The following is a 25315-nucleotide window of genomic DNA, read 5'->3' on the forward strand; positions in this document are numbered from 1 at the left end:
GTTCGATGTACGCGTCCGTGCCGAGAGCGTCCGTATCGGTATTCGCCCGAAAATCCGCCCGGCGCTCCCCCGGAAAAGCGGCCGCTTTATGAGCGGCCATGCGATATGGTAAACTAAGTATCGTAAAAGCTTACACGCCTAACGGGGGAACCCCTTATGACCGATTCGCTGCGCTTGTTTCTTACGCTGTCGGACGCCGTCATCATTACGGACGCCGATCATCGGATCGTCGACGTCAACCGGGCTTACGAGACGATTACCGGCTACAAACGGGAGTCGATTATCGGAGCGAAGGCAGGCATCGTCAAAAGCCGGCACACGAGCCAAGCGACCTACGACAGCATGCACCGGGCGCTGGATCGGGGCGAAAGCTGGTCCGGCATCTTCATCAACAAAAAAAGCGACGGCGAGCTGTGGCACTCCTCGATTTCGATCACTCCTTACCAGATGGACGGGGAGCGATATTATGTAGGCGTTTTTCGGGAGCTCGAGCATTTGGAGGAAGGCGTCTACATCGCGGAGGAGCGGCGAACGAACATCCAGGCCGTCCTGCTGAAGGTGCTGGCCGTCTCGTGCGAAATTCGCGATCCCGCCATCGAGGATCATTTGACGCGGGTGCGGGACTATACCGAAAGCTTGATCGCGAGACACGACGAGCGGATGCGCCTTTCGCTTTCGGACGCCTACAGGCAGAGCGTCGCCCACGCCAGCATCATGCACGATATCGGCAAGTCCGGCATACCGGAAGGCATTTTGTACAAGCCCGGACCTTTGACGAGCTACGAACGGCTGATCGTGGAAATGCATCCGCTGATCGGCGTCGACATTTTGGACAAAATTATCGGCGAGCTGCACGACAGCTTTTTCAAAGACCATTTGTCCGTCGCCAAAAACATCATCATGCATCATCACGAAAAGTGGGACGGCACCGGCTATCCGTCCCGGCTGCGGGGGACGGACATCCCGCTCGAAGCCCGGATCGTCAGCGTGGTCGACGTATTCGACGCGCTCACGTCCCGGCGGCCTTACAAAGAAACGTGGACGAAGGAGCGGGCGCTCGCCTTTTTGCGGGAGCACCGGTGCTCCTTGTTCGACCCGGACGTGGTCGATTCGTTCCTGTCGCTGCACGGGAACGACGGAACGACCGGCCGGTCGGTTATGCCAAATACTGCTTGGGGTGCATCCTAGATGGAGTCCGATACGCAATCGACGCCGAATCCGGACGTTTCGGCGAATACCGGGCGCGATGCGGCGCAAACGAAGCTTTGCGCGCATTGCATGGAGCGGAAGCCGCTGTCCCACTTTTTGCGCCGGACCGGGCGAAGGTCCGGCGCGAGATCGCGCCGCGGCGTCTGCCGCGCGTGCCGAAAGCTGAAAAAAGCGGCCCGGCCTGCGGCGGACGCTCCGGAGCGTCCGCCCGCGGAGGTCGCTTCGCAGCGTCCGCCCGCGGAAGGCGCGGCCGGCGCCCCGGACGCGAACGAAGCCGCACCGAAGCGGCGGACGAAGCGGCCGCTTCCCCCGCTTCCGCCAAGACCGGAAGGTCCGGACGCGTCCGTGCTCCGGCCGACCCGGGACGGCATCATCCGGATGCGCGGCAAAACCGACAAGGGGCGGCGCTGGCATCAGGAAACCGACCTGGAGACGGCGGTTACGCTCGTGAACGAGCATGCCGCCGTCGTCGTCAACCGCCATACGATTCGCCGCATTTACACGAACAAGTCGTTTCGCCGCTTTATTTTGAACCGCGACGCCTATACGTGCCATTTTTGCGGCGAATACGGCGATACGATCGATCATTTGCTGCCGCGCGCCAAAGGCGGCCATACGACGCCCGCCAACTGCGTATGCGCGTGCAGCGTCTGCAACCAGAGCAAGGCGGCCCGCGATTTGGACGATTTTATCGGCGAATTCGCGGATGCGGATTAATCGCGGGCATCGTACGCCCAAACGTCCGCTATCGCTCATCCGATTGAAGAAAGCCGCCCTTGTCAGGGCGGCTTTCTCGTCGGAACGGACCGCGAAGGCGGAGCGGCGATGGTCGGCGCTAAGCCGGCAGCGAGCCGGCGAAACCGATCAGTCGTCGTCCTCGTCGCGCTTTTGGCCGTTCCCTTTCTTTTCGTCCTTATGCTTGTCGTCCTTTTTCTCGTCTTCTTTTTTCGCTTTGCCCGGGGGCGTTTTTTTGTTTTCGTCTTCTTTATTTTTGCCGGGGGCGGCGCCGTCGTTTCGTTTGTCCGGCTGCGGCGGCCGCTTGAACGAGCCCGGCGGAACGTCCTTCAGCGCCAAACTCATCATTTCCTTGAAGACGAGCGCCGGATAATGCCCTCCCGAAGTGGACAAGTAATGGTTCCGGTCCGTCTGGTCGTAGCCGATCCAAACGGCGCCGACGAGCTCCGGCGTATAGCCGACGAACCAGGCGTCTTTGGAGCCGTCCGCAATTCCCGCGAATTCGTTCGTGGCCGGCAGCTGCGTCGTTCCGGTTTTCCCCGCGACCGGCCGGCTCATCGCCGCGTTGGAGCCGGTCCCTTCGCGAACGGCGTCCTGCAGCAGGCCGGTCATCGTATAGGCGCCGGACGGCGACATGACCGCGACGGGCGCCGGCTTCGCTTCGGCCAGCACCCGACCGTCCGCCGACGTTATTTTGGCGATCGTATGCGCCGGCATCATGACGCCGAGGTTCGGAAACGCGCCGTACGCCTGCGCCATCTGCAGCGGGGAGACGCCCTCCTGCATGCCGCCGAGCGCCAGCGCCAAATGGTCGTCCCCTTTCGCGAACGGGATGCCCAGCTTTTCCGCGAACGACTTGCCCGTCTGCAGCCCGATTTCGTTCAGCAGCCATACGGCCGGAATGTTCCACGACCGCAGGATCGCTTCACGCAGCGTCACTTCCCCGCGCGTCCGCCGGTCCCAGTCGGTCGGCCGGTAGCCGTTAATGTCGAGCGGACCGTCGTACAGTCCGGAGGACGGCCCGTAGCCGCGTTCGATGGCGGGAGCGTAGACGATCAGAGGCTTGAACGACGATCCCGGCTGACGCCGAAGCTGCGTCGCGCGGTTGAAGCCGCGGTATACGTGCTCCCCCCGTCCGCCGACGATGCCCCGCACGCCGCCCGTATACGGATCGAGGACGACTGCGCCGCTTTGGATCGGCCGGTCCGGCGCGCTTTGCGGAAACAGCGAGTCGTTGGCGTACGCCGTCTCCATCGCGTGTTGGACGGCCGGATCGAGCTCGGTGTAAACGCGCAAGCCGCCGGCGAGCAGCTGCCGTTCCGTAAACCCGTACGCTTCGATCGCCTCCTCGATCACCTGGTCGAGGTAGTAGCCGTATTGGCCGCGCAAGCTGCCGACGTCGCTGCCCGCTTCCGGAAGCGGCTCCGCGATCGCCGTCTTGTACTCGTCGTCCGTAATGTACCCGTCGCCGAGCATGAGTTCCAGCACGAGATTGCGCCGTTCGAGCGCCTTCTCTTTGTTTTTGAACGGCGAATAGCGGCTCGGCGCTTTCGGCAGGGCGGCCAGCATCGCGCTTTCGGCGATCGTCACCTTTTCGACGTCTTTGCCGAAATACGTTTTGGCGGCTTGCTGGATGCCCCATTGCCCTTCGCCGAAATAAATCTGGTTCAGGTACGTTTCGAGAATCTTGTCTTTGCTGTACGACTGCTCGATCTTGAACGCGTACGCCGCCTCGTTCAGCTTGCGGGACAACGTCTGCTCGTTCGACAAAAACATGTTTTTCGCAAGCTGCTGGGTGATCGTGCTGCCGCCCTGCGAAACGCCCCCGTCCTTCACGTTCCGCACCAGCGCGCGCAAAATGCCGATCGTATCCACGCCGGGGTGATCGTAAAATCTCCGGTCCTCGACCGCGACGATCGCTTGGCGCAAATGAAGCGGGATGCGCTCCAGCGGGACGGGGACGATTTTCGAGGACGATACCTCCGACGCCACGCTGCCGTTTTTGTCCAGCAGCTGCGTCGGCGCCAGCAGCGGATCCGCGAGCTTCGCGATATCGAGCGACCGGACCCACAGCGCAAGCGCGGCAAAGGCGAGCAGCGCGGCCGCGACCGCGGCGATCAGCACGAGGCGGACGATGCGGGCCTTCGACTTGCGCTTGCGGGCCGGTTTCCGTGCGCTTGGCGCAGGACGTCCGGGCTTTTTCGACGCGGGACGTCCCGGATGCGCGCGGCTTGTCGGCCGGTGCGCGCTCGCCGCCGGCTGCTTGGCTCTGTTCATTGATGGTTTCCCCCTCGGCGTTCTCTCTATGTATGTCGTCATACATATTCGAACGCGCGATTCGAAGTAAGGGGGGGACGGCGGGGCATCCGTATGCAAAACGCCGCAAAAAGCGCTCCGGCGATGCCGAATTTAACGCCGGCCGCTCGGAAATCCGAAAACGAAAATGATGACGCCGATCAAGCAAAAGACGGGCACGAAAACATTGGCGAAAAATTCGGGCGTTTCGGGCTGAAGCCCCGTCATCTTGTTTCCTAACCGTTCGACCGTATAAATGGCTGCGGCGGCGAACAAAAATGCGGCTCCGAGCTTATGGTAAAAGTCGTTCCCCACGGGATGCACCTCTTCGCGTTTTTCCTTACTATACCATAATTTTCTTCATCCCCGGCCATTTCCCGGTCTTATTCCGGCATTCCGCTTCATTTTCGCGTCGGCGCCGTCCCCGGCTCGTTCTCCAACGCGCGCCGCAGCCGGGCGACGCCCTCCCGAATCGATTCGATCGTCAATCCGCCGTAGCCCATCACGATTTGGTGCTCGTGCCGTCCGCTTCGAATCGCATAATGCTCCACGGCGTACACCTGCACCCCTTCCGAACGGATGCGCGCGAGCAATGCCGGGGTAAAGCGCGTCCCCGCCATTTCGACGACCAGATGCATGCCCGCGGCCTGGCCCAAAATGTTCGCCTGCGGCAGCTGCTGCCGCAAGCTGCTTACGAGCGCTTCGCGCCGTTTGCGATAAATTTTTTTCATGCGCCGGATATGACGCTCGAAATAGCCCTCTTCCATGAAACGGGCCAAAATGAGCTGCTCCAGCACGGAAGTGTGGCGGTCGGCGAACCATTTGAGGCGGCGGTACTCCGGAACGAGCCGTTCGGGCAAAACGGCATAGCCGATCCGCAGCGCGGGCGATAAAATTTTGCTGAATGTCCCGACGTAAACGACGCGTTCCGGGTCCAGCCCCTGCATCGAAGGAACGGCGGCGCCTTCGTACGTGAATTCGCTGTCGTAGTCGTCCTCGACAATGTAGCAATCTTGGCGCCGGGCATACTCGAGCAGCCGGATGCGCCGCTGAATCGGCAGCGTGCCGCCGAGCGGGAACTGGTGGGACGGGATGACGAATACGAAGTCCGGCTTTTCCGCGGCGGGCAGCTCCTCGGGAACGATGCCTTTGTCGTCCACGGGAACCGGCAGCACGGTCGCCCCCGCATAGGCGAAAATGGCGCGCATTTCGTCCGTCACCGGATCTTCGACGGCGACGAGCGCGTCCTTTTTGCGCGAAAGCAGCTCCGTAACCAAGTGCAGCGCCTGCGTCGCCCCGGACGTGATGACGATCCGGTCCGGATGGCAGCGGACGCCTCGCGCCTGCAGCAAGTAACGCGCCAGCACGCCGCGCAGCTCGGGCGCGCCTTCGGCCGGGCCGTAGCCGAAAACGCGCTCCGGCGCGTCCAGGCACACTTCCTTGGCCAACCGCCCCCACACGGCGCGCGGAAAATAATCGGCGGCCGGATGCGCCGCTCGGAAGTCGATGGCGGCAAGGTCCGCAACCGTCTCGGCCCGCGCTGCGGCCGGGGCGACGCGCTCCCGCTCCGCCTCCGCGTGACGCGCGAAGGAAGAACCGGCTGCGACGAAGGTGCCCGATTGCGGGCGTCCCTCGATATATCCTTCGGCCGCCAGCCGCTCGTACGCTTCCAGCACGACATTGCGCGATACGCCGATATTCGCCGCCAGCTCGCGGCTCGAAGGCATCCGTTCGCCTTCCGCCAGCTCCCGCCGCAAAATGCGCGAGCGCATCTGCTCGTACACTTGCGCCGTCAACGGCACGTCGGCGTTTCGATCGACCTCGAACCCCAGCATCGGCCTCTCCCCTTCCGCAAACAAACTGGTACTTTGAAAACTGTCCGTTCCTGGTACTTTCAGCAACCAGTATAGCATGGTATGCTTTGCTTCGAAAGGGAGCGTGAGCGACGATGAAAACGATCGGCTTGATCGGCGGCATGAGCTGGGAATCGACCGCCTTTTACTATAAATACATCAATGAGGGAGTGAAGGAACGTCTCGGCGGGCTTCATTCGGCCAAATGCCTGCTGTACTCGTTCGATTTCGCGGAGGTCGTGCGGCTTCAGCAGGCGGGGCAATGGAAACGGGCCGGCGCGCTGTTGGCGGAAGCGGCCGTTCGGCTGGAAGCGGGCGGCTGCGACGTCGTCCTGATCTGCACGAACACGATGCATACGGTCGCCGAGGACGTTCAGCGCGCGATCGGCATCCCGCTGCTGCATATCATCGACGTAACGGCGAACGAAGTGAAGCGGCAGGCGATTCGCAAAGTCGGGCTGCTCGGCACGCTGTATACGATGGAGCAGCCGTTTTACCGGCAGCGTCTGCGGCAGCTCGGGATCGAAGCGATCGTGCCGGAGAAGGCGGACCGGATCCGGGTACACGACGTTATTTTTCGCGAGCTGTGCCGGGGAGAGCTGAACCCTTCGTCCAAAGCGGACTATTTGCACATGATCGGGCGGTTGCGGGAGCAGGGCGCGGAGGGCGTCATTTTGGGCTGCACGGAAATCCCGCTCCTGATCTCGGAGGAAGACAGTCCTTTGCCGCTTTTCGATACGACCTTCCTTCACGCAAACGCAGCCGTGGAATATGCGTTGAACGGACGATTGACCTCCCTGCCGGTCCCGTCCGGATTCCCGCAAGAAGCACCGTAACGGGCAGGATCGCAAAAAAAAAAAACATGCGGGGCTTTTCGACCCGGTTTTCGGACTAAGGCTAACGAACCGAATAATCGTTATCGGGGCCGATAACGGAAGCTTGAATTTGTAACGAACCCCCATATCGCTATTTCCGGAAAAATCGGCTCGTTTCCTTCCATTTTGGCATGATAGCGATGTCCGGATTCGTTAGCCTGAAAAAACGTCCGTTTTTCCGCCGATAAGCATACTACGATTCGTTCCTTCCCGATAACGAGAAAAAAGGCTGCCGCCTATCGCGACAGCCGTACGATTCGAATGATGGCCGTTACTCCTTGTCCTCCGGCCGATACGTCAGCACGACGGCGCCGGAACGGAACGTCCTCGTATCGACAAGGCGAAACGCCTGTTTGGCGTATTCGGCTTGAAACAAACGGTTACAATATAACGTTACGTCACATTCAAGTGGTACTTCCAAATTTCCGTCATCCCTTCACCATCTGGATGTACCACATGTCGAAGCCGAGCTGCTCGTAAAAGCCGGCGACTTGCCGCCAGTTTTTGTTCGACGACCCGACCGTCGCGCGTACGATGCCTTCGGCCTCCGCTTGGTCCAGCAATGCCCGGACGAGCCGGCTTCCGAGTCCGCCGCCCCGGTGACCTTCCGCTATGTACACCTCGTAGATGTCGAGATACCGCTCCCCCGGCCGGATGACAGAGCTCCCTCCGCTCGTCTTGACCGCGCCGAACGTATAAGCGACGATGCCGTCTTCCGTTTCCGCGACGAAAAAATAGTCGCTCAGCTTGGCGGCCAGCTTCTCTTCCGTCCATTTGACGTTTTCGTACCCTTTCGTAATCCCTTCCTCGGCCCATCGGTTGGACAACCGGACGACCTGCGGAATATCGTTCAACGTGCACGGGCGAACGTTTGCCATCTGCGGTCACTCTCCTTCTTGCAGCTAGCTTGCCAATGTTTGCGGTTTCAATGCAAGCGAAAAAAGACGAACCGCTCCCGTCTTCCGTTCCGAAAACGATGGCGGTTCGAACGCGGCCGATTGCGCCGGTCTACTCTTTGATCGTAACCGTCACCGGCGACCATTCGCCGATCACCGTTTGCCCATGCACCGATACGCTGCCTTCCGGCGTCAAGTCTTTCTCGGTCATAATGCCGAGCGCGATCGTAAACCGGTTGAACTTGATCGGGACGCCGCGCTCCCTGCGCACTTCCACGCCGTTTACGTAAAACGCGACTTCGTCGGCCGCCCGGTCGTACGTAATCCGGTACGTATTGAACTCGCGCGCTTTGAAGCTCGTATCTTCCTTGAAAATGCAAAAATAGCGCGTCTTGTCGGACGGCGGCACCTCGACGCCGGGAAACGGCAGCACGGCGTACACGCTCGCGTACTTGTCGTCTCCGACGAAAAAGTCGAGCGCCGCGCCCGTGGAGAAATCGAGCAGGTTCAGCGAGACGTAGCCGTCGTACAAGTCGCCGGGCGCCGTATGCTGCGTACGGGCGCGAATTTGCAGCTCGAAGCCGACTTCCCCGGCTTCCGGCACTTCGACCTGCTCGACCGAATAATACATATGCTTCGCATTGTCGAGAATTTGCACCTTGTCGTGGCTGCGGCTGAGCGGCGCCCGGACGTACAGCATGCCGTTTCGCACGATGACGACGGCGTCGGGCTCGCGGTACGACCAGAACGTGCCGTCCGGCAGCGGAAAGCCGCCGATTTTCCACACTTCGCCTTCGGACAAAATCGTATGAAAATCTCCGAACGTTTTTTGCGTTTCCATGAAAACACCCCTCGATCGAATTAGAGCCGCTGCAGCAGTCCTTGCAGCAGCAAAGCGAGCGCCATCAGCCCCCCGCAGCGGACGGACGCCGTAAGCGAAGCTCCCATAAGCGGCAAATAGGCGCGCGACTCGTTACGGTCCGCGAGCGTGCCGTAAACGCGGAACAGGTTCAACGACGTCAGCAAAGCCGGCAGCGCGTACCAGGGCAATGCCTGCAGGGCGACGCATGCGATCAGCGTCAAGTACGCCAACGTCGCGAGCATGCGCGAAAAGACGAGCGCCCGTTTCTCGCCCCAAACGACGACAAGCGTTTTTTTGCCGGACGCCCGGTCCGCCTGCCAATGCAAAAAATGATGGTTGAACAATACGAGCGTCGTCAGCAGCCCGATCGGCAGCGACAGCAGCAGCGGCTTGCAGTCGAACTGCCCGAGCTGTACATAATACGTGCCCATAACGGGCAAAATGCCGAATGACAGCAGGATCGCCAGCTCGCTGTAGCCTTTGCCCCGATACCCGAACTTCAGCGGCGGCGCGACGTAAAAATAAGCGATGAACGCTCCGAGCGCCCCGATGGCGAGCGGCCACCAGCCGCTGTAAACGCTGACCGCGACGCCGCAGACGAGCGCGGCGGCGAACAGCGCCCAAGTCGCGAATCCGAACGTTTTCTCCGACAGGACCCCGCCCGCCAAAAAGCCCGAGTTCGTGGATATGGCCGCGGCCGTTTCTTTCGCCGCCAGGTCGACCCCGCTCCGGTAATCCCACAAATCGTTGATCATGTTCGAAAACAGATGGGCGCATGCCGCGCCGACCAGCGTCAGTATAAACGGGAACGGACGAAAAACGCCTTCCCACGCGAAGGCGCCGACGCCGCCCAGCACGACCGGGACGACCATGACCGGAAGCACCCTGGCGCGGGACGCTTTCATCCACAAGCTCAGCTTGTCCATGACCCACTATCCTTTCCGGTAGGATGAACGAAAAGTATTCAACTTATTATAATTCATAATGTCGGACGGGCGTACAATTAAATGCTGGATTTGCTGTAAGGAACGGCCTTCCCTGCGAATCTGCCATTATTTTGTCATAGGACCGGGAAAGATTCGTATAATGATAGCAAGAACGTCTATCATTCTTTTTCCGGCAAGGAGTGAACTTGTGCGAGTCGTCGTCGTTCGTCTTCGTTTCCGCAGCCGTCCCGGTTCCCGCACGTATTGGATCGGCTTGGCCGTCTTGCTGCTGGTCGGCATCGTACTCGGCATTCTCCTGAGGATGCCCGATTCTTCGGAAAAAACCGCCGCATACCGGTACGACAAATGGAATTCTTCCAACGGCGTGGTGCTCCATACCGTTCAAACGACTCCCGACCGAATCGAGCTGAAGGCGATCGATACGAACGTGACGGCGACGCCTTATGTCGGCGTCAACGGAGGCTTCTTCTGGGAGGGCTCGCTTCTGAGCATCGCCGTCGTGAACGACGCGCCGCTGAAAGGATCGCCCGGCGATTACGGATCGGGCTGGTACAATACCGGCGTGGACGGCCATCTGCGCCGCGGCACGCTCGTTTGGGACGAAGCGGCCGGCCGCTTTTCCGTTCAAACCGTCCTGGAGGCGGACGAGCTCGTCGTTGCGGATCGGCGCCGGTTTTGGGCGCAGGGCGGGGTCAGCATGAACGTCACCGACGAAGCTTCGTTTGCGGCGAGCATGATCGCCGAGCAAATGCCCGCCTACGACGAAAACCGGATGCGCACCGGCATCGTCTACGATCGCGACAACCGGCTCTATTTGATCGTGACGCCGACGCCCTGCACCGCCGGCCAATTCCGCTCCGCCATCGTCGAGAAATTCGGCGCGGGCCGGCTCGTCGACGGCATCTTTCTCGACGGGGACGGTTCATCGCAGCTGCAAACGAAGCGAACGAAGCTGGCCGGCGACCGGCGGCAAGTGTTCCAAATGGTCGCGATCGCGGGATGAACCGAATGAAGGGCGTACCTGGCAGCGGAAGTTGCGCGCACAAAGCCGAATTCACTCGAATTCGGCCGTTTCTTTGCGTTGACGGGTTTCGCGCCCCGGCGCTATACTTGGATGATTACTTGCTACCATCGCCTGTGGAGGTTGCCGCAAACGTGAAAGAACGCGTCGTATTGCTTCGTCTGCTTGGCGTATCGCTGCTGTGGGGATTCAATTACGTGGCGAGCGCCTATTTGCTCAAAGATTTTTCCCCGATCTTTTTATCGTACTCGAGACTCGTGCTCACGTCGCTGTTTTTAATTACGGTCGCGGTCATCGGCGGCAAAATGAAAAAGCCGTCCCGCCGCAGCCTGCTGCTGCTCTTGTTCGCCGGCTTTTTCGGGACGCTGCTGAACCAATTTTTTTACTTTACCGGCCTGCAGGGATCGACGGCGGGAAACGCTTCGCTCATCATCGCGTTATCGCCGGTGGCGACGATTTTTTTGGCCCGGCTGTTTCTCGGCGAAACGATCACCGTCAACAAGTTGGTCGGCTCGCTGCTGGCGCTGATCGGCGTGGCGCTGATCGTGCTGTTCGGCGGGAAGGCGCTCGGCATTTCCCACGGCGACGTCTATTTGCTGCTCGCCATGCTGGCGCTGTCCGTCAGCCTGCTGTTTATTCGCCAGCTGTCGAAGATCATGGCTTCGTACGACATTACGATACTGGCTACGGTCATGGGCACGGTGCTGATGACGCCGGCCGCCGTCATGGAAGGGGTGCAGGGTCACCTGCACGTCAGCGCGCACGCGACGATGTGGATCGTGCTCGCGGCGGCCGCCATTTTCGGGCAAGGCCTCGCCGGCTTTTGGTGGAACCAGGGCATATCGCAGGTCGGCGCGTCGACCAGCTCGATGTTTATGAACATTCCCCCGTTCGTCGCCATCGTCGTCGCCTATTTCGTGCTGGGCGATCCGATCAAGCCGGCGCAAATTGCCGGAGGCGCCTTGATTTTGATCGGCGTCTATTGGGCCAACGTCCGTTCGGTCCGGCCCAAATCCGGCGCGCAATCGGCGGGCGTCTGAGCATCGGCGTTCATAAAATATCGGCGACGTAGCGGGTCCCGTCGAACCCGAACCTGACGTCCGCGGGAAGACTTTTGACGTTCGGCGTACCCGCCGGTCTTTGGCGGAACACCCATTCTTTCAAATCTTCGGGGAGTCTGTATACTTTGACCGTCCTTCCGATATCGACCGTAACGATCGGGTATTTCGACACGTAATGGAGACCGGCCGAAAGCACGTGGTATATTCTGCCTCGGGAAGATTGCGGGATTTTCAAAAGCGCATGCTTCTCGATATCCGCATAAACGATGCCGCCTCGGGCGTTGATGATGTATTCCGCTTCGGGATTCGTCCGAACGGCTTCCAAGCTTCCCGCCCGTCCGACCGCACCGTCCGCAAGCTTGCTGCGTTTCCGGCTGTCCATAAATATCGCCCCTTTGTCAAATCTTGGAGTAGTATAAAGCACGGGGCTGTACACAATCTGAACAAAGCGCAGTGCCGGAACGGCGCAGCCGGTGATCGAGTCAGGCCGCGGGAGCTGTTCCCGGCCTGGCTTTTATTTTGCAACCATTCGCCCTCTCGTTTCGTCTCCATAGGCTGTACGAGCGCATTCAAGGCAATCTCGTTTCGGCAGCTCGCCCGCCGTCGCGGACGGCAAAGCCGGCAAGCCGAATGCGCATCGTCCTCTCGCTCGCGCTCGTGTTCGCCGTGCCCGCGGCGGGCGTTTTCGTTTACGCGGGATATCCGCTTCGGCTGATGGATGATGCGATCCATCCGGCGAAGACGGAGCGGTCGGGCGTCTCGTTCCATGCAGGGTTTGCGGTCGCCGTTCCGAACCGCTGAACTTCGCTTAGGCGGGACGGCGAGCGCCCTCGCAATCTATCGTTTTCGGCATATGCTGGAAGTAGATAGGGGGTGTTCGTATGGTCATGTTCGGAACCGCACGTTCCATGCTGAATCGCAGAGTCAAAGTTCGCACGATGTCGGGGGAAACGCATATCGGCAAAATCGTCAAAGTGACGAAAACGCACGTCTATTTGCAAAAAACGCCGCGCAGGCGGAAAGGCGGAGGCAAAGTCGGCACCCGCATTTTCGCGCCGTTCATACTGCCGCTCGTGCTTTTCGATTTGCTGGCCATCGTCCTGCTCGTCTGACGAAGCCGACCATCGGAACGATTCCGGACAAACCGAGTCCGGACAAACCGAATGAAGCGGAATATCCGGGAGGGCTCAAGCCCTCCTTTTTTGCATGGGCGCGACCGTTTCGCCGCCGCGAAACGCAGCGAAACCGGCCCGTAACGGGCCGGTTCGTCGAAGCCTTCGATGACTTACTTTTTCAGCCTGGCGTACCATTCGTTCGCTTCTTTCTCCATTTGCTCGCCGCCGCCGGCTTTCCACTTTTTGACGAACTCGTCGAATTCGGAAACCGGCTTGTCGCCCGTAATGATCGAAATGAACGTCTGATCCTGCATTTTTTGCAGCTCGGCCTGGTATTTCGCCTGGGACGGCAAAGCGGTCAGCAGCTGGTTGCGGATGCCGCCTTTCTCGTAGCCGTTGTCCGACGCCCATTTGTTCCGCTTCGCCATCGAAATCGAAGAAAATTCCGGCAGCTCGAGCGATTCCATAACGTTGTTGGCGCCCATCTTCTCCAAATCCTGAGTCGAAATGTTGTTTTTCAGCACCGGCACTTTGTCCTTGTCGAACGTCCAGTCTTCGCCTTCGATGCCGAACATCGCCGTCACGTAGTTTTCGTACGACGAAGCGCTGATCGTATCGATCATTTGCAGCACTTTGCCGAGCTTGTCCGGATCTTTCGCCAGCTGCTTGCCGAAGGCGATGAAATTGCCGTTCAGCATGCTGCCCTGCGGCGCGCCCATTTTGCCGTTCGGCCCTTTCGGAGGCTGCCCGTGCACGAGGGCGTCGGCGGCCGCCGGGTTCACTTTTTTCAGCTCGACGTAGTCGTGGGATGCGGTATCGCCTTCGAACAGCAGCGGCTTCCAGTGGTAGAAGGCGCCGAGGCTCGTCAGGCCGATCCGGCCGTTGATGAACGCGTGCGACAGCGCCCAGTAGCCGCCCGTATTTTCGCCGGTAATGAACTCGGGATCGATCAGGCCGGCTTTGTACCATTTGTTCAGCAGCTGCAGCGCGTCCTTCATTTCCGGCTGCACGGCGCCGTAGACGAGCTTGCCGTCGCGCGCGCTCCAGCGGTCCGGCAAATAGCCGAACGCCCCGTAGATGAGCGGCAGCGACGATGCGGACAACCCGTACGTATCTTTTTTGCCGTTTTTGTCCGGGTCTTCGTTCGCCAGCTTCGCAATCGTCTTTTCGAACTCTTCGAGCGTTTCCGGCGGCTTGTCGATGCCGACGTTTTTCAGCCAGTCGCCTCTCCAGACGATCGGGCTCCGGAACCGGTCGTACATGACGAGCTTCGGAATGCCGTAAATTTTGCCGTTCACTTTGGCGTATTCGAACGCGTTCGGAAATTCCTTCTCGGTTTTCGCGTACACGTTCGGCGCGTACTTTTTCAGCATGTCGAGCGGAATTTCAGCCAGCAAATCCTGGTTGACGTACTGCTGCAGCGTCGCGAAACCGTTTACGACCATCCGGTCGGGAATTTCGCCGGAAGCGAACTTCAAGTTCATCATTTCCGTAAAGTTTTTCGATTCGATGTTCCAAATGTCCAGCTTGACGCCGAGCTTCTCGTTCCAATACTTGATCATTTTGGCGTTCGCGTCGACCGGAGTCGACTGGCCCGACACCCACGAAACCGTATACTGGTTCGACGCGCCGTCGGCGGAGCCGCCGCTTGTCTCCTTCGGTTTCGTGCCGCAGCCGGCTATAGCCAGAGCGACCGCCAGCGATACGGCCGTCGTGACGACCAACCGTTTTTTGAACTGCTGCTTCATGTACCGTGACCTCCCGAGTTGATTCTGATTGTATATGGCATGAACGCGAAGGCCGACCCGGAATCGGCCCTCTCGTTTAACCCGCGCAAAGCGTCTACCCTTTCAAGGAGCCGACAAGGACGCCTTTGACGAAATATTTTTGCAGAAACGGGTAAAACAGGACGATCGGAATGATCGTAACCATCAGCGTCGCCGCTTTGATCGTTTCCGGATTGACCGGCATGTTCGGATCGTCCAGCGTATTGAGGTCCATCATGTCTTTCGTGCCGAGAAGCACGATGCGGCGCATGACGACCTGAAGCACCTGCTTGTGCGGATCCGTCATATAGATCATGCTGTCGAACCAGGCGTTCCAGTGGGAAACCGCCATCCACAGCGACAGCGTCGCGATGATCGGCATCGAAATCGGCACGACGATGCGCATCAGGATGACGATGTCGTTCGCGCCGTCGATTTTGGCCGACTCCTCCAGGCTTTCCGGTACGGCCATGAAGAAGTTGCGGGCGATGACGAGCGAAAACGCGCTGACGAGACCGGGCAGCACGAGCGCCCAAACGCTGTTCATCAGCCCCAAATTTTTGACGAGCAGGTAGCTCGGGATAAGGCCGCCGCTGAAAAACATCGTAAACACGATGAACCCGGTCCAAAACGTCCGATGCGGGAAATACCGCTTCGCCAGCGGATACGCGGCGAAAACGGTGACGCACAGCGACAGCGCCGTCCCGAGGACGGTCCGGACGACCGTATTGACGAAGCCGCTCAGCACGAATTCGTTCGTAAACACTTTTTTGTAGTTGGCGAGCGTCAGCTCCGGCGGTATGAGATGAATTTGCGTCAGCGGCACGTTGCCGGTGCTGAGCGACAACGACAGCAGGTGCGCGAACGGAAATATCGTCGAGACGCAAAAGGCGATCATGAACAAGCCGTTGACGACGTCGAACCAGGTCGCTTTGCCCAGCTTCACTCTCGCTCCCCCTTTCTTGGTGCGGACTTACCACAATCCGTAATCGTTGTACTTTTTGGCGACGGCGTTCGTCACGAGCACGAGCGCGAACGCGATGACGTTTTTGAACAGGCCGACCGCGGTCGAGAAGCTGTACTGCATGTTGACGAGCCCCATCCGGTACGTGTACGTGCTCAGCACGTCGCCGACCTCCATGACGGCGTTGTTGTACAGGTTGAACACCTGATCGAAGTCGTCGTTGACGAGCCGTCCGATCGACAAAATGAGCATGATCGTAATGACCGGAACCATGGCGGGAAGCGTAATGTAGCGCATCCGGTGATAGCGGTTCGCCCCGTCGACGGTCGACGCCTCGTACAGCTCGGGATTGACGCCGGCGATCGCCGCCAAGTAGACGATCGTTCCCCAGCCGAGCTCCTTCCAAATATCGGTGACGACGAGCACGGAGCGGAACCATTCGGCGCTGCCGAGAAAATAGACCGGCTTCAGCCCGAACCACTGCATGATCAGGTTGACCGGGCCGGTAGACGGGGACAAAAACTGGATGGCCAACCCGCCGAGAACGACCCACGACAAAAAATGCGGGAAGTAGCTGACCGTCTGTACGAACTTTTTGAAGACGGACAGCCGGATTTCGTTCAGCAGCAGCGCGAACAGGATCGGCGCGGGAAAGCCGAAAACAAGCTTGTACAGGCTGATCGTCACCGTATTGCGGAATACTTGCCAGAAGCTGCCGAGCGTGAACAGCTCGCGGAAATGATCGAAGCCGACCCACGGACTCCCCATAATGCCCATGCTGAATTTGTAGTCTTTGAACGCGATCAGCACGCCGTAAATCGGCACGTAATGAAAGATCGCGTAATAGATCGCGGCCGGCAAAAACAGCAGCGTCAAATATTTGTGCGTCCAATAGCCGCGCAGCGATTTCGTCAATCGCCCGCCGCGCTTCGGCCGCTCTGCCGCCGGTCCGCTTGCAACCGTTTGCGTTTCGAGGCGGTTCATTCGGTGATGCGCTCCTTTCCGTATAGTGTCATGCCGCTTCGCCATGCCCTTTACGATAGCCGAGCGCGCCGTTGCGCCTCAATAGCAAATAACGCAGAATATAAAACAAGTTCAAGATTTCCCGGTTTTTCCGGCAAAACGATATGCAGATGATGCAAATGCGCGAATAGTCGGCGGGATGAACCGGATACGCGGCGCGTGCTCCAATACAAATAGCGCGTCCGGGGCGACGGGACTTTTCGGCCTGCCGGGCGCGCTTTAGGTGAATCAAGGATTAACGGTATAATTGAATTTGTACGTTTTCGGCGTGACGCCGTACGCTTCCTTGAACTTTTTGATAAAGTAAGCCGGGGTGTTGAAGCCGACGGTCCCGGCGATTTGCTCGACGTTCAGATCGGACGTCTTGATCAGATGCGCGGCGGCTTCCAGCCGCCGTTTGTTGACGTAATCGACGAAGCCGATTCCGGTTTCCTCCTTGAACAGCTGGCTCAAGTAGCGGGGATGCAAACGGACGCATTCGGCGACGACCTGCAGGCTCATATCCCGGCCGAGGTTCGCTTCGACGTATGCCTTCACGCGCTCGACCGACTCGCTGCCGCGGCTGCGGCCGCGCTCCTCGACGAAGCGGAACGTTTGCCGGACCGCATCCAGCAGCCACTCGCGAAAATCGCGAATATTCGCGATGCGCTGAAACCGGTCCAGCGAGTCTTCGCCGACGACGTCGGTCAGCTTCAAGTTCATCTGCTTCACGTACTGCCGGTATGCGTCGACCCACTGCTTCCACTTCTCGTGGCAGTAATCCGCGGACAGGAGGTCCCGCCCCATCCGCTCCGTCAGCTCGTCGACGAGGCTGCGCACCCGCTCACCGTCCCGCGCCCGCAGCGCTTCCGCGAACTCGTCGGTCAGCCGCTCGGGCAGCTCGGCGCGGCTGTTCTCCCGCTCCGTGCATGCCGGCCAGGCGAACAGCCTCCGTTCCGGCATGAAATACCGGTACTTCCAGCACGTTCGCGCATCCGCATACGATTCGTGCAGGCGAAGCGGCCGGTCGACCCATCTGCCCCACGCGGCCGCAGGTCGTACGCCAAACCGTTCCTCGGCATACGCGAACAGCTTTTCCGCAAGTGCCGCGAGCAGCCGCTCATTCGGTTCGCCGGCCCGCACGATCGCCGATATTTCGTTCGACGAGGCGGCGACGGCCGTGCACGTGCAGCCCGCGAAGCATTCCGCCGCCTGCTCCAGCTCGCGCACGAGCGAATAGACGACGATTTGCTCGTCCCCGACGCTGAGCGGCTGCGCACCGGCATCGTCCAGCCGGACGACGAGCGCGCACGAGTACGGCTCCGGCCAGCTCATCTTCAGCAGACGCAGCCGCTCCGCCAGCTCCTCGGGGCCGGCAATGCCGCTGTTCAGCAAGCCGGTCACGAGATGGTGCCGGATGATCGGCACGTTTTCCTGCACCGTCATTTCCAGCTCGCCCACCTTGACCGAAAGCCCGCTGACGATCCGGTCCAGCACCTTATATTCGTTTTCGTGCTTTCCGGACGGCGGCTCGGACGGCTCGAACATCCCCTTCACCGTGCGCAAGAGCGACTTGAGCGGGCTGTACATGCCGAGCGTCAACGCCTGCGACACGATCAGCCCGAGCGCGATCGCGGCGACGCAAATGAGCAGCAGCGTGCGCTGAATCGCCGTCGCGTTTTTGTTGTAGTCGTCGACCGGCGTCGCCTGAATGAGCCTCCAGCCGTTGTACGGCAGCGTCGTATACGTCAGCAAGTAATCGACGCCGCCCAGCGTCCGGCTGAGGCTGCCGCGTTCCTGCCCGGCCGCGCCGATCTCGCGGAGCGGCTCCGCGCTTTCTTCGGCCATGGCGCCAAGCCGGGAGTTGCCGAAGGCGATCGTATGGCCGCTCCGGTCGACGATCCATTGCTGCCCGCGGTCCGTCTCGTCCGATATACGGATCAGGTCGGCGATTGCATCCGCTTTCAGGTTGACCGCGTAATATCCTTTCGCCGACCTGCCGGCGGAGTTGTACGGATACGCGCCGACGAGCGTGACGAGCTCGGCGCCGGCGCCGTCCGAGCTTACGTTGACCGGGACGCGGCGCGTTTCGATCCAGAGCATCGGCGCATCGGCGCGGTCCGCCCGTTCGATCCAATCGGTGCTGACGGCGACTTTGCCCGGAATGCTGTCCAGAAACGAAACGCCCTGCAGCGACGATACGACCGCCCTTTCGTCGCGGTAATAGACGGCGACCGAATCGACGATGTCCGGGTACAGCGCGGCGATCGCCTTCAGGTCGTCGGCGACGCCTTTCATTTTGGCGTAATGGCCGGGTATCGGGTTATCGAAAAAGTACCGGACGTCCGCACGGGTGGCGAGATCCAAATACAGCTTTTGCGCTTTGCCGAGCACGTTCGCCGACAGCTGGTCGGCCGTATGGCTCAGCATGCGGGCGTGCACCTTCTCCACTTCCGCATTCAGGCTCGACGTGAAAAATACGTACGACGTCGCCCCGACGGCCGCCGTCGTCGCGAGCAGCAATGCGGCGTACGAAAAAAACAGCCGGTAAAAGACGCTATTCATTTTGTTCAGCAGCTTCACGGCCGCCACTCCTTCCGCACCGTCGATTCGAAACGCGCGCGCGGCCCGCGGCCGGGCGAACCGCCGCCGAAGCCGGCAAAGCCGCATCAGGCACATGGAATCCCATGCGCCTGGAATAGAGCCCTATATCGCTTCCCCCGGCCTTACAGCCGGACGATCTGCTCCTTGTACGAGCTCGCTTTGCGGAAATCGGGCATCTCCATCACCCGGCCGCCGTTCGTCACCGACAGCTCCGACAGCAGGCCGACCGCCGTCCATTCGCACGCGTCGTACACGTCGATCGGCGGCTTCGTGCCGGTTCGGATCGCGTCGACGAAGTCCTGCACAATGAAGAAGTCGCCGCCCCAATGTCCGGCGCTGCGCTGCTCCTCGGTCACGTTTTTGTACCGCTCCGGCAGCAGGTCGTTGAAGTCGGACAGCGGACGCCATTCGGCTTTGTCCGGATGCTCGCCGTCCTGCTGGACGTATATTTTGTGCTGGTCGCCGAGCCCGCGCGGCGCTTCGTAGCACGCCTTCGTCCCCTGCAGCGTATAGTACGCCCCGTTATGCGGACGGTTCGAGACGCAGTCGAGACGCAGCTTGATCAGCTTGCCGCTTTCGAGCTGGCACATCGTGATCGACGTATCCTCCTGACGGAACTGCGGAGCCGTATGCCATCCCGTTCCGAACGTCGCGACCGACTTGATCCGGTCCCCCTTGAACCACTGCATGACCGGCCCCAAACTGTGCGTCGGGTAAAACATGCCGCGCTTGCCGAACTGCCAGTAGTTGCGCCAGGACGTTTTGCCGGCGGTCGTCTGCTCGCCGGGAACGCGCCGGTTGTAGCCGTAGGCCAAATGCTTGACGTCGTGCAAATATTCGCCCTCGCCGAAGTAAATGTCGCCGAATACGCCTTGGCGCACCATGTTGGCGATCAGCTGGTTCGTCGGAATGTAGCAGTAGTTTTCCGCGAACATGTACACTTTGTCGCTATGCTTCTCGACCGCTTCCTTGAGCCACCACAGCTCGTCCATCGTCACGCCGGCCGTCACCTCGCACATGACGTGCTTGCCGGCTTCGAGCGCTTGAATCGTCTGCTGGACGTGAAGCTGCATCGGCGTCGAGATGACGACGGCGTCGAGATCGGATTCGAGCATGTCTTCATAGATGCGGTACGTGCGCGGAATGCCGAACTTCGCCGCCTGCTCCTTCAGCAGCCCTTCGTGAAGGTCGCACAGCGCCGTCACTTCGACGCCGGGGATAGCGCGGAAGCCGAGCAGGTTGCTCAGCCCTCGGGCGCCGACAATGCCTACTTTTAACGTCACCTTGGATCAGCTCCGTCCTGATTGGTTGTGCCCGCTACACGAGACCGAGCAGCTCGGGCGTATTGCGGTGAATGATCGATTCGATCACGTCGTCTTCGATCGGCGGAAGCGGCGTTCCTACGGCGAACCGTCCCGCGCTCCGCAGCGAATCGATCGTTTGTTGCGTCGTGAAAAACGGAAAGTCCGAGCCGAACAATATTTTGTGCGCCACGCCGTATTCGATCGCCGATACGAGCGCATTATAAAATTGCCAAGGTCTGGAGCCCAGCGCGGACAAATCCATGTAAACGTTCGTATTTTTGCGGACGACCGAAATGCATTCGTCGATCCACGGGTGGCCCATATGCGCGATGATCATTTTCAGATCGGGAAACGTTCTCGCGATCGGATCGAGCTCGACCGGACGCGACGCGTCGAGATAGCCTTCCGGCACGAACGACGTTCCCTGGTGCCACATGATCGGCAGCTTCAGCTCGTTCGCCTTCGCGTAGAGCGCGTAATGCTTCGGGTCGTTCGGGTAAAAGTTTTGGTAGATCGGTGCGATTTTCAGTCCGCACAGCTTGTGCTCCTTGACCGCTTCCTCCAGCAGCCTCGGCGCGTCCGGCCGGTTCGGATCGACGCTGGCGAAGCCGAACAGCTTGCCCGGAGCGGTCGCGACGTACCGGGCCACATCCTCGTTCGGCACGAGGCAGCCGGTCGCCGGAGCGTCGAACGCCAGCACGATCGCGCCGTCGAAGCCGCGTACGCAAGCTTCGTGCTGCTCCGGGGTCGCGATCACTTCCATGTTCCAGGCGCGCTTCGCGGCCGCGCCCCACGCGCCGCCGACCTGCCCGGGAAGAAACAAATGCGTATGGCAATCGAAGATCATACCGTTCACGCCTTTCTTGGGCGCTCGATCGCGCGGATCCGTCGGCTTTCCGACGATTGGTACGGCGGTGCCGGGCCGGTTCGCCGGTCAGCGGGCACCGCCCTGCTTCGGCAGCGGCTTCGCCGGCGTCGGCGGCTGCAAGTAACCGAGCTCGGCGGATATGCGATCGGCTGTCTGTTTGACCGCTTCGCCGATTTGCTGGTATTTCGTCGCCGGCAAATCTTTGTTCAGCGACGTGATGCTGATCGAGGCGAATACTTGCCCGTTCTCGTTCCGGATCGGAGCGCCGATGCAGCGGATGCCTTCCTCGAACTCCTCGTCCTCGATCGAATAGCCGTATTGGCGCACGTACCGGACGTCGTCCATCAGCTTGGCGAGCGCCCGGTCGAGTTTATCCGATGCGCCCTCCAGCTCGGCCGCCAGCGCGCCGGCGATTTCGTCGTCGGTCATCCCCGACGCGATCGCCTTGCCGACGCCGGACATATGGAGCGGCTGCACTTGGCCGATTTTCGTCGCGAACCGGACGAACCCCCCGCCTTCGACTTTATCCACGTACACCGGCTTGTCTTTCTCCGCGACCGCCAGATGGGCCGTATACGGCGTATCGGCGACGAGCTTCTCGAGATGGGGTCTGGCGACGGCGACGAGATCCATCGACTTCATATAGCCGATTCCCCAGCGCAGCACGCCGTGTCCGAGCCGGTATTTGCCTTCCGGACTTTTCTGGATGAGCGAATACTGCTCCAGCGTGTTCAAAATGACGAAAGCGGTCGACTTCGGCACGTTCAGCGTCGTATGAATTTCCTGGATCGACAGCTGCTGCTCGGTGAGCGCGTTCAAAATCGCCACCGTTTTGTCGATCGCGGGAACCGAATATTCTTTCGGCTGCTTCTTCAACGCGATTCCTCCTTTCTATTGGCGAATGGCAAATCCACAACGAGCGGCGTCCGATTGAGCCGGAATCCCGGCGCTTCGGAACTGCGATGCCCCGGAACTTCTATGATCCGAAGCTCCGTTGCTCGGAAACCCCAGTGCTCAGGAGTTCCATTGCTCGGGAACTCTGATACTCGCGATTGCGATTCGAATCAAAGCCGGGCCGCACGAGGATCCGATCCGGCAATAACGGAACCGATTTAAACCGATTTCCGCTATCGCCGTATTTCCCGATCATCTCCCGACGATAGCGGAACGCCGTTCCGTTCATATGCCGATTTTCCCGGTTACGCCGCTCAATCGGCGCAAAAACGGGACGCGATTCCGTTACGTGTGGCGCTTACCAATATTTCGTTTAAATAAAGGAAATCGTTTCCGTTATTTAAACGATGCATCCGAAGCCTCGACTTTGCAACCGGCGATAACGGCGGCCTGGAAGCGCGGCGGCTCGTACCCCGCCGGCTCGCCTACAGCTCGCTCGCGTTGGCCAAATGGCCGCCGTCCACGGGCAGCGTGACGCCGGTAATATAGGAAGCGTCGTCGGAGGCGAGGAACAAAAACGCGTTCGCAACCTCGTCGACGGTACCGAGCCGTCCCATCGGCGTGCGCGCGGTCAAGTTGAGCGAGCTGTCCCGCTCCTTCAGCTTCCGGTCGAGCGGCGTGTCGATAAAGCCCGGGGCGACGCCGTTGACGCGAATGCCGTGCGGCGCCAGCTCCACGGCCATCGACTGCGTCAGCAGCACGACCGCGCCTTTGGATGCGTTGTAATGCGCCAGCATCGAGCTGCCGGCGAGGCCGTTTTTCGACGTCATATTGACGATCGCTCCGCCCGTTCCGCGCGCGACCATGTTGCCGGCGATCACCTGGCTCAGCACGAACATCGAATTGACGTTGACGTCCATGATCTTCGTCCAGCGCTCGAGCGAAATGTCCGCGAACGGCTCGCGAAACGCGATGCCGGCGTTGTTGATCAAAATGTCGATGCCGTCCATCCGCGACCAAGCGTCCTCCGCCGCGGCCTTCGCCGCGTTCAAGTCGCTCAAATCGCATACGGCGTATTCGATCCGCGCGGCCGTACGCTTGCGGAGCGATTCGGCCGTTTCCCGCAGCTGCGCGCTTCGGACGTCGAGCAAAAACAGGTCCGCGCCTTCGCGCAAAAACGTTTCCGCGATACCCAGGCCGATCCCTTGAGCGCTGCCCGTAATGAGCGCTTTTTTACCGGTTAGTTTCATATGGACTCCTTCTCGCGCATGTAATGTCGGGATCCGGGAACAAGCCGGCCGCGAGAGGAAGCCGTTCCGGCATGAAGCGGAAATTGGCTCCTCGCCACCGGCTTCGATCCCGAGCTTGTCGCCGACATCTCGAAAAGACTCATTTTAATATAATGAACAATATTCACTATAATAATAGTGGAATCCTTTTTTCATTGTCAATGCTTGCGACCGATACGGAAATGTGGCGCGGACCGAATATGCGGGTTGACTTCGGGATAAATGTCGCCATATAATCAACTTATTGAATCGTATTTAGTATATTGAACTTTGGAGGGGCGACATGACGAACAGCGCTAAACTTCGCGAGGAATCGAACAAATATACGCCGGGAGGCGTTCATTCGGCTACGAGAAACGTAGAACCGTTCCACGTCTTTACGAGAGGGGAAGGCGCCTACATTTACGACGCCGACGGCAACAAATTCATCGACTATCAGGCGGCGTTCGGCCCTTACATTCTCGGCCATAATTACCCTTACGTCAACAATAAAGTCATCGAAGCGCTGAGCAAAACCGACATGTACGGCGTCGGCACGACCGATCTGGAAATCGAGGCGGCCCGCAAAATTACGACGCACGTTCCTTCCGCCGAGCAGGTGCTGTTCGCCAACTCCGGCTCGGAGGCGACGTTCCACGCGATTCGTCTCGCCCGCGGCGTGACCGGACGGCAAAAGCTGATCAAATTCCAAGGCTGCTACCACGGCTGGCACGACTACGTCGCCCGCAACATGCTCAGCTCCTGGGACAAAATCGGCAAGCGCGATCCCGGCTCGGCCGGCATGCTCGAGGAAGCGATCGACAATACGCTCGTCTGCACGTTCAACGATCTGGACGACGTGGAGCGCACTTTTCATGAAAACAAAGGCCAAATCGCCTGCATCATTCTCGAGCCGATTCCGCACAACATCGGCATCATCATGCCGCAGCCCGGCTTCCTGGAAGGGCTGCGCGAGCTGTGCGACGCGAACGGCGCGCTGCTCATCTTCGACGAAGTGATCACCGGCTTCCGTCACAACATCGGCGGCTATCAAAAGGTGGCCGGTGTAACGCCGGACTTGACGACGATGGGCAAAGCGATGGCGAACGGCTTCCCGATCGCGGCCGTGGCGGGCAAAAAAGAATATATGCAGCGGTTCAACACGCAGCCGGGCGGCGACGTTTGGTTCGCGGGCACGTACAACGGCCATGCCGTAGGCACCGCCGCCTGCATCGCGACGATCGAAGTGATGGAGAACGAGCCGGTTCACGAGCATATTTTCCGTCTCGGCGACCGGATGCGCACGGAAATTCGCGGCATCGTCGACCGTCTCGGCATCAAGGCGTACGTTGCCGGCTTCGGCTCGACGTGGACGACCTACTTCATGGATTTCGAGCCGAAAAACTACACCGACCTGCAGCATAACGACGCGGAATTTTACGTGACGTACCGGAAAAAGATGATCGAGAAAGGCATTTACAAAATGCCGATGAACTTGAAGCGGAACCATCTCAGCTACAGCCATACCGACAAGGAAGTCGACATTACGCTGGAAGCGATCGAAGCCGTATTGAAGGAAATGACCGGCAAGTAAGCCGGAATGAAGACAAACGCGGACGTGCCGGAACAGGCTTGGAGGCCGGGTTCATGCCGAGTTCATGCCGAGTTCATGCCGGGTTCGGGCCGGCTCAGGCCGTCGGCCGCTCAGCCGCCCGGCCGGCGGCCCGCACGAACCGCACGCGAAAAAAAACGGAAAGACGCCCCAAATCCGCCCGA

The 25315-nt window shown here is 60.0% G+C and carries 23 protein-coding genes; 8 read left to right on the forward strand and 15 right to left on the reverse strand.

Annotated elements, in window-relative coordinates:
• Positions 1–156: 156 nt before the first annotated feature.
• Positions 157–1188: an HD domain-containing phosphohydrolase gene (locus tag PV407_RS22365; protein WP_332092216.1), complete on the forward strand. Its 1032-nt coding sequence runs from the start codon at positions 157–159 to the stop codon at positions 1186–1188.
• Complete coding sequence (locus PV407_RS22370; RefSeq protein WP_332092217.1) at positions 1189–1926, forward strand: HNH endonuclease; 738 nt, start codon at positions 1189–1191, stop codon at positions 1924–1926.
• A gap of 147 nt (positions 1927–2073) precedes the next feature.
• Here PV407_RS22370 and PV407_RS22375 read toward each other — a convergent pair whose 3' ends face one another.
• From PV407_RS22375 to pdxR, 3 genes are all read right to left on the reverse strand, one after another.
• Positions 2074–4221: a transglycosylase domain-containing protein gene (locus tag PV407_RS22375; protein ID WP_332092218.1), complete on the reverse strand. Its 2148-nt coding sequence runs from the start codon at positions 4219–4221 to the stop codon at positions 2074–2076.
• A gap of 132 nt (positions 4222–4353) precedes the next feature.
• A complete protein-coding gene (locus tag PV407_RS22380; protein WP_332092219.1) occupies positions 4354–4554 on the reverse strand; it encodes a hypothetical protein in 201 nt (66 codons plus the stop codon).
• A gap of 86 nt (positions 4555–4640) precedes the next feature.
• Complete coding sequence (pdxR, locus tag PV407_RS22385; protein ID WP_332092220.1) at positions 4641–6074, reverse strand: MocR-like pyridoxine biosynthesis transcription factor PdxR; 1434 nt, start codon at positions 6072–6074, stop codon at positions 4641–4643.
• Positions 6075–6187: 113 nt separating this feature from the next.
• Between pdxR and PV407_RS22390 the strand changes: the two genes are divergently transcribed.
• Positions 6188–6928, forward strand: coding sequence for an aspartate/glutamate racemase family protein (locus PV407_RS22390; protein ID WP_332092221.1), 741 nt, complete (start codon positions 6188–6190; stop codon positions 6926–6928).
• Between the two features lie 467 nt (positions 6929–7395).
• Here PV407_RS22390 and PV407_RS22395 read toward each other — a convergent pair whose 3' ends face one another.
• The 3 genes from PV407_RS22395 to PV407_RS22405 form a co-directional block, all read right to left on the reverse strand.
• A complete protein-coding gene (locus PV407_RS22395; RefSeq protein ID WP_332092222.1) occupies positions 7396–7845 on the reverse strand; it encodes a GNAT family N-acetyltransferase in 450 nt (149 codons plus the stop codon).
• Positions 7846–7975: 130 nt separating this feature from the next.
• A complete protein-coding gene (locus tag PV407_RS22400) occupies positions 7976–8704 on the reverse strand; it encodes a DUF6081 family protein (protein WP_332092223.1) in 729 nt (242 codons plus the stop codon).
• Between the two features lie 20 nt (positions 8705–8724).
• Positions 8725–9651 carry a prenyltransferase gene (locus PV407_RS22405; protein ID WP_332092224.1) on the reverse strand — a complete coding sequence of 309 codons (927 nt, stop codon included), beginning with the start codon at positions 9649–9651 and terminating at the stop codon, positions 8725–8727.
• A gap of 208 nt (positions 9652–9859) precedes the next feature.
• Here PV407_RS22405 and PV407_RS22410 point away from each other — a divergent pair, with 208 nt between their 5' ends.
• Both PV407_RS22410 and PV407_RS22415 read left to right on the forward strand, forming a co-directional pair.
• Positions 9860–10675 (forward strand): hypothetical protein, encoded by an 816-nt coding sequence (locus PV407_RS22410; RefSeq protein WP_332092225.1) that lies wholly within the window; start codon positions 9860–9862, stop codon positions 10673–10675.
• 152 nt (positions 10676–10827) lie between these two features.
• Complete coding sequence (locus tag PV407_RS22415) at positions 10828–11733, forward strand: DMT family transporter (protein WP_332092226.1); 906 nt, start codon at positions 10828–10830, stop codon at positions 11731–11733.
• Between the two features lie 10 nt (positions 11734–11743).
• Here PV407_RS22415 and PV407_RS22420 read toward each other — a convergent pair whose 3' ends face one another.
• The gene (locus PV407_RS22420; protein ID WP_332092227.1) at positions 11744–12136 is read right to left on the reverse strand and encodes a hypothetical protein; all 393 of its coding nucleotides are present in this window, start codon (positions 12134–12136) and stop codon (positions 11744–11746) included.
• Between the two features lie 248 nt (positions 12137–12384).
• Between PV407_RS22420 and PV407_RS22425 the strand changes: the two genes are divergently transcribed.
• The gene (locus PV407_RS22425) at positions 12385–12555 is read left to right on the forward strand and encodes a hypothetical protein (RefSeq protein ID WP_332092228.1); all 171 of its coding nucleotides are present in this window, start codon (positions 12385–12387) and stop codon (positions 12553–12555) included.
• Between the two features lie 80 nt (positions 12556–12635).
• A complete protein-coding gene (locus PV407_RS22430) occupies positions 12636–12866 on the forward strand; it encodes a hypothetical protein (RefSeq protein ID WP_332092229.1) in 231 nt (76 codons plus the stop codon).
• A 173-nt stretch (positions 12867–13039) separates the two neighbouring features.
• Here PV407_RS22430 and PV407_RS22435 read toward each other — a convergent pair whose 3' ends face one another.
• The 8 genes from PV407_RS22435 to PV407_RS22470 form a co-directional block, all read right to left on the reverse strand.
• A complete protein-coding gene (locus PV407_RS22435) occupies positions 13040–14617 on the reverse strand; it encodes an extracellular solute-binding protein (protein WP_332092230.1) in 1578 nt (525 codons plus the stop codon).
• Positions 14618–14711: 94 nt separating this feature from the next.
• Positions 14712–15581, reverse strand: coding sequence for a carbohydrate ABC transporter permease (locus tag PV407_RS22440; protein WP_332092231.1), 870 nt, complete (start codon positions 15579–15581; stop codon positions 14712–14714).
• A gap of 27 nt (positions 15582–15608) precedes the next feature.
• Positions 15609–16583, reverse strand: coding sequence for an ABC transporter permease (locus PV407_RS22445; protein WP_332092232.1), 975 nt, complete (start codon positions 16581–16583; stop codon positions 15609–15611).
• Between the two features lie 267 nt (positions 16584–16850).
• Complete coding sequence (locus PV407_RS22450; RefSeq protein WP_332092233.1) at positions 16851–19184, reverse strand: helix-turn-helix domain-containing protein; 2334 nt, start codon at positions 19182–19184, stop codon at positions 16851–16853.
• A 143-nt stretch (positions 19185–19327) separates the two neighbouring features.
• Positions 19328–20488: a Gfo/Idh/MocA family protein gene (locus PV407_RS22455; protein WP_332092234.1), complete on the reverse strand. Its 1161-nt coding sequence runs from the start codon at positions 20486–20488 to the stop codon at positions 19328–19330.
• A 34-nt stretch (positions 20489–20522) separates the two neighbouring features.
• Positions 20523–21356, reverse strand: a complete 834-nt coding sequence (locus PV407_RS22460) for an amidohydrolase family protein (RefSeq protein WP_332092235.1) — start codon at positions 21354–21356, stop codon at positions 20523–20525.
• Between the two features lie 87 nt (positions 21357–21443).
• Entirely contained in the window at positions 21444–22253 is an 810-nt protein-coding gene (locus tag PV407_RS22465) for an IclR family transcriptional regulator (protein ID WP_332092236.1), read from the reverse strand.
• Between the two features lie 503 nt (positions 22254–22756).
• The gene (locus PV407_RS22470) at positions 22757–23521 is read right to left on the reverse strand and encodes an SDR family NAD(P)-dependent oxidoreductase (RefSeq protein WP_332092238.1); all 765 of its coding nucleotides are present in this window, start codon (positions 23519–23521) and stop codon (positions 22757–22759) included.
• Positions 23522–23843: 322 nt separating this feature from the next.
• Here PV407_RS22470 and PV407_RS22475 point away from each other — a divergent pair, with 322 nt between their 5' ends.
• Positions 23844–25133 carry an aspartate aminotransferase family protein gene (locus tag PV407_RS22475; protein ID WP_332092239.1) on the forward strand — a complete coding sequence of 430 codons (1290 nt, stop codon included), beginning with the start codon at positions 23844–23846 and terminating at the stop codon, positions 25131–25133.
• The last annotated feature ends 182 nt before the right edge of the window (positions 25134–25315 follow it).

This window comes from Paenibacillus sp. GYB003 (assembly GCF_036577625.1).
GTDB lineage: Bacteria > Bacillota > Bacilli > Paenibacillales > NBRC-103111 > Paenibacillus_AB.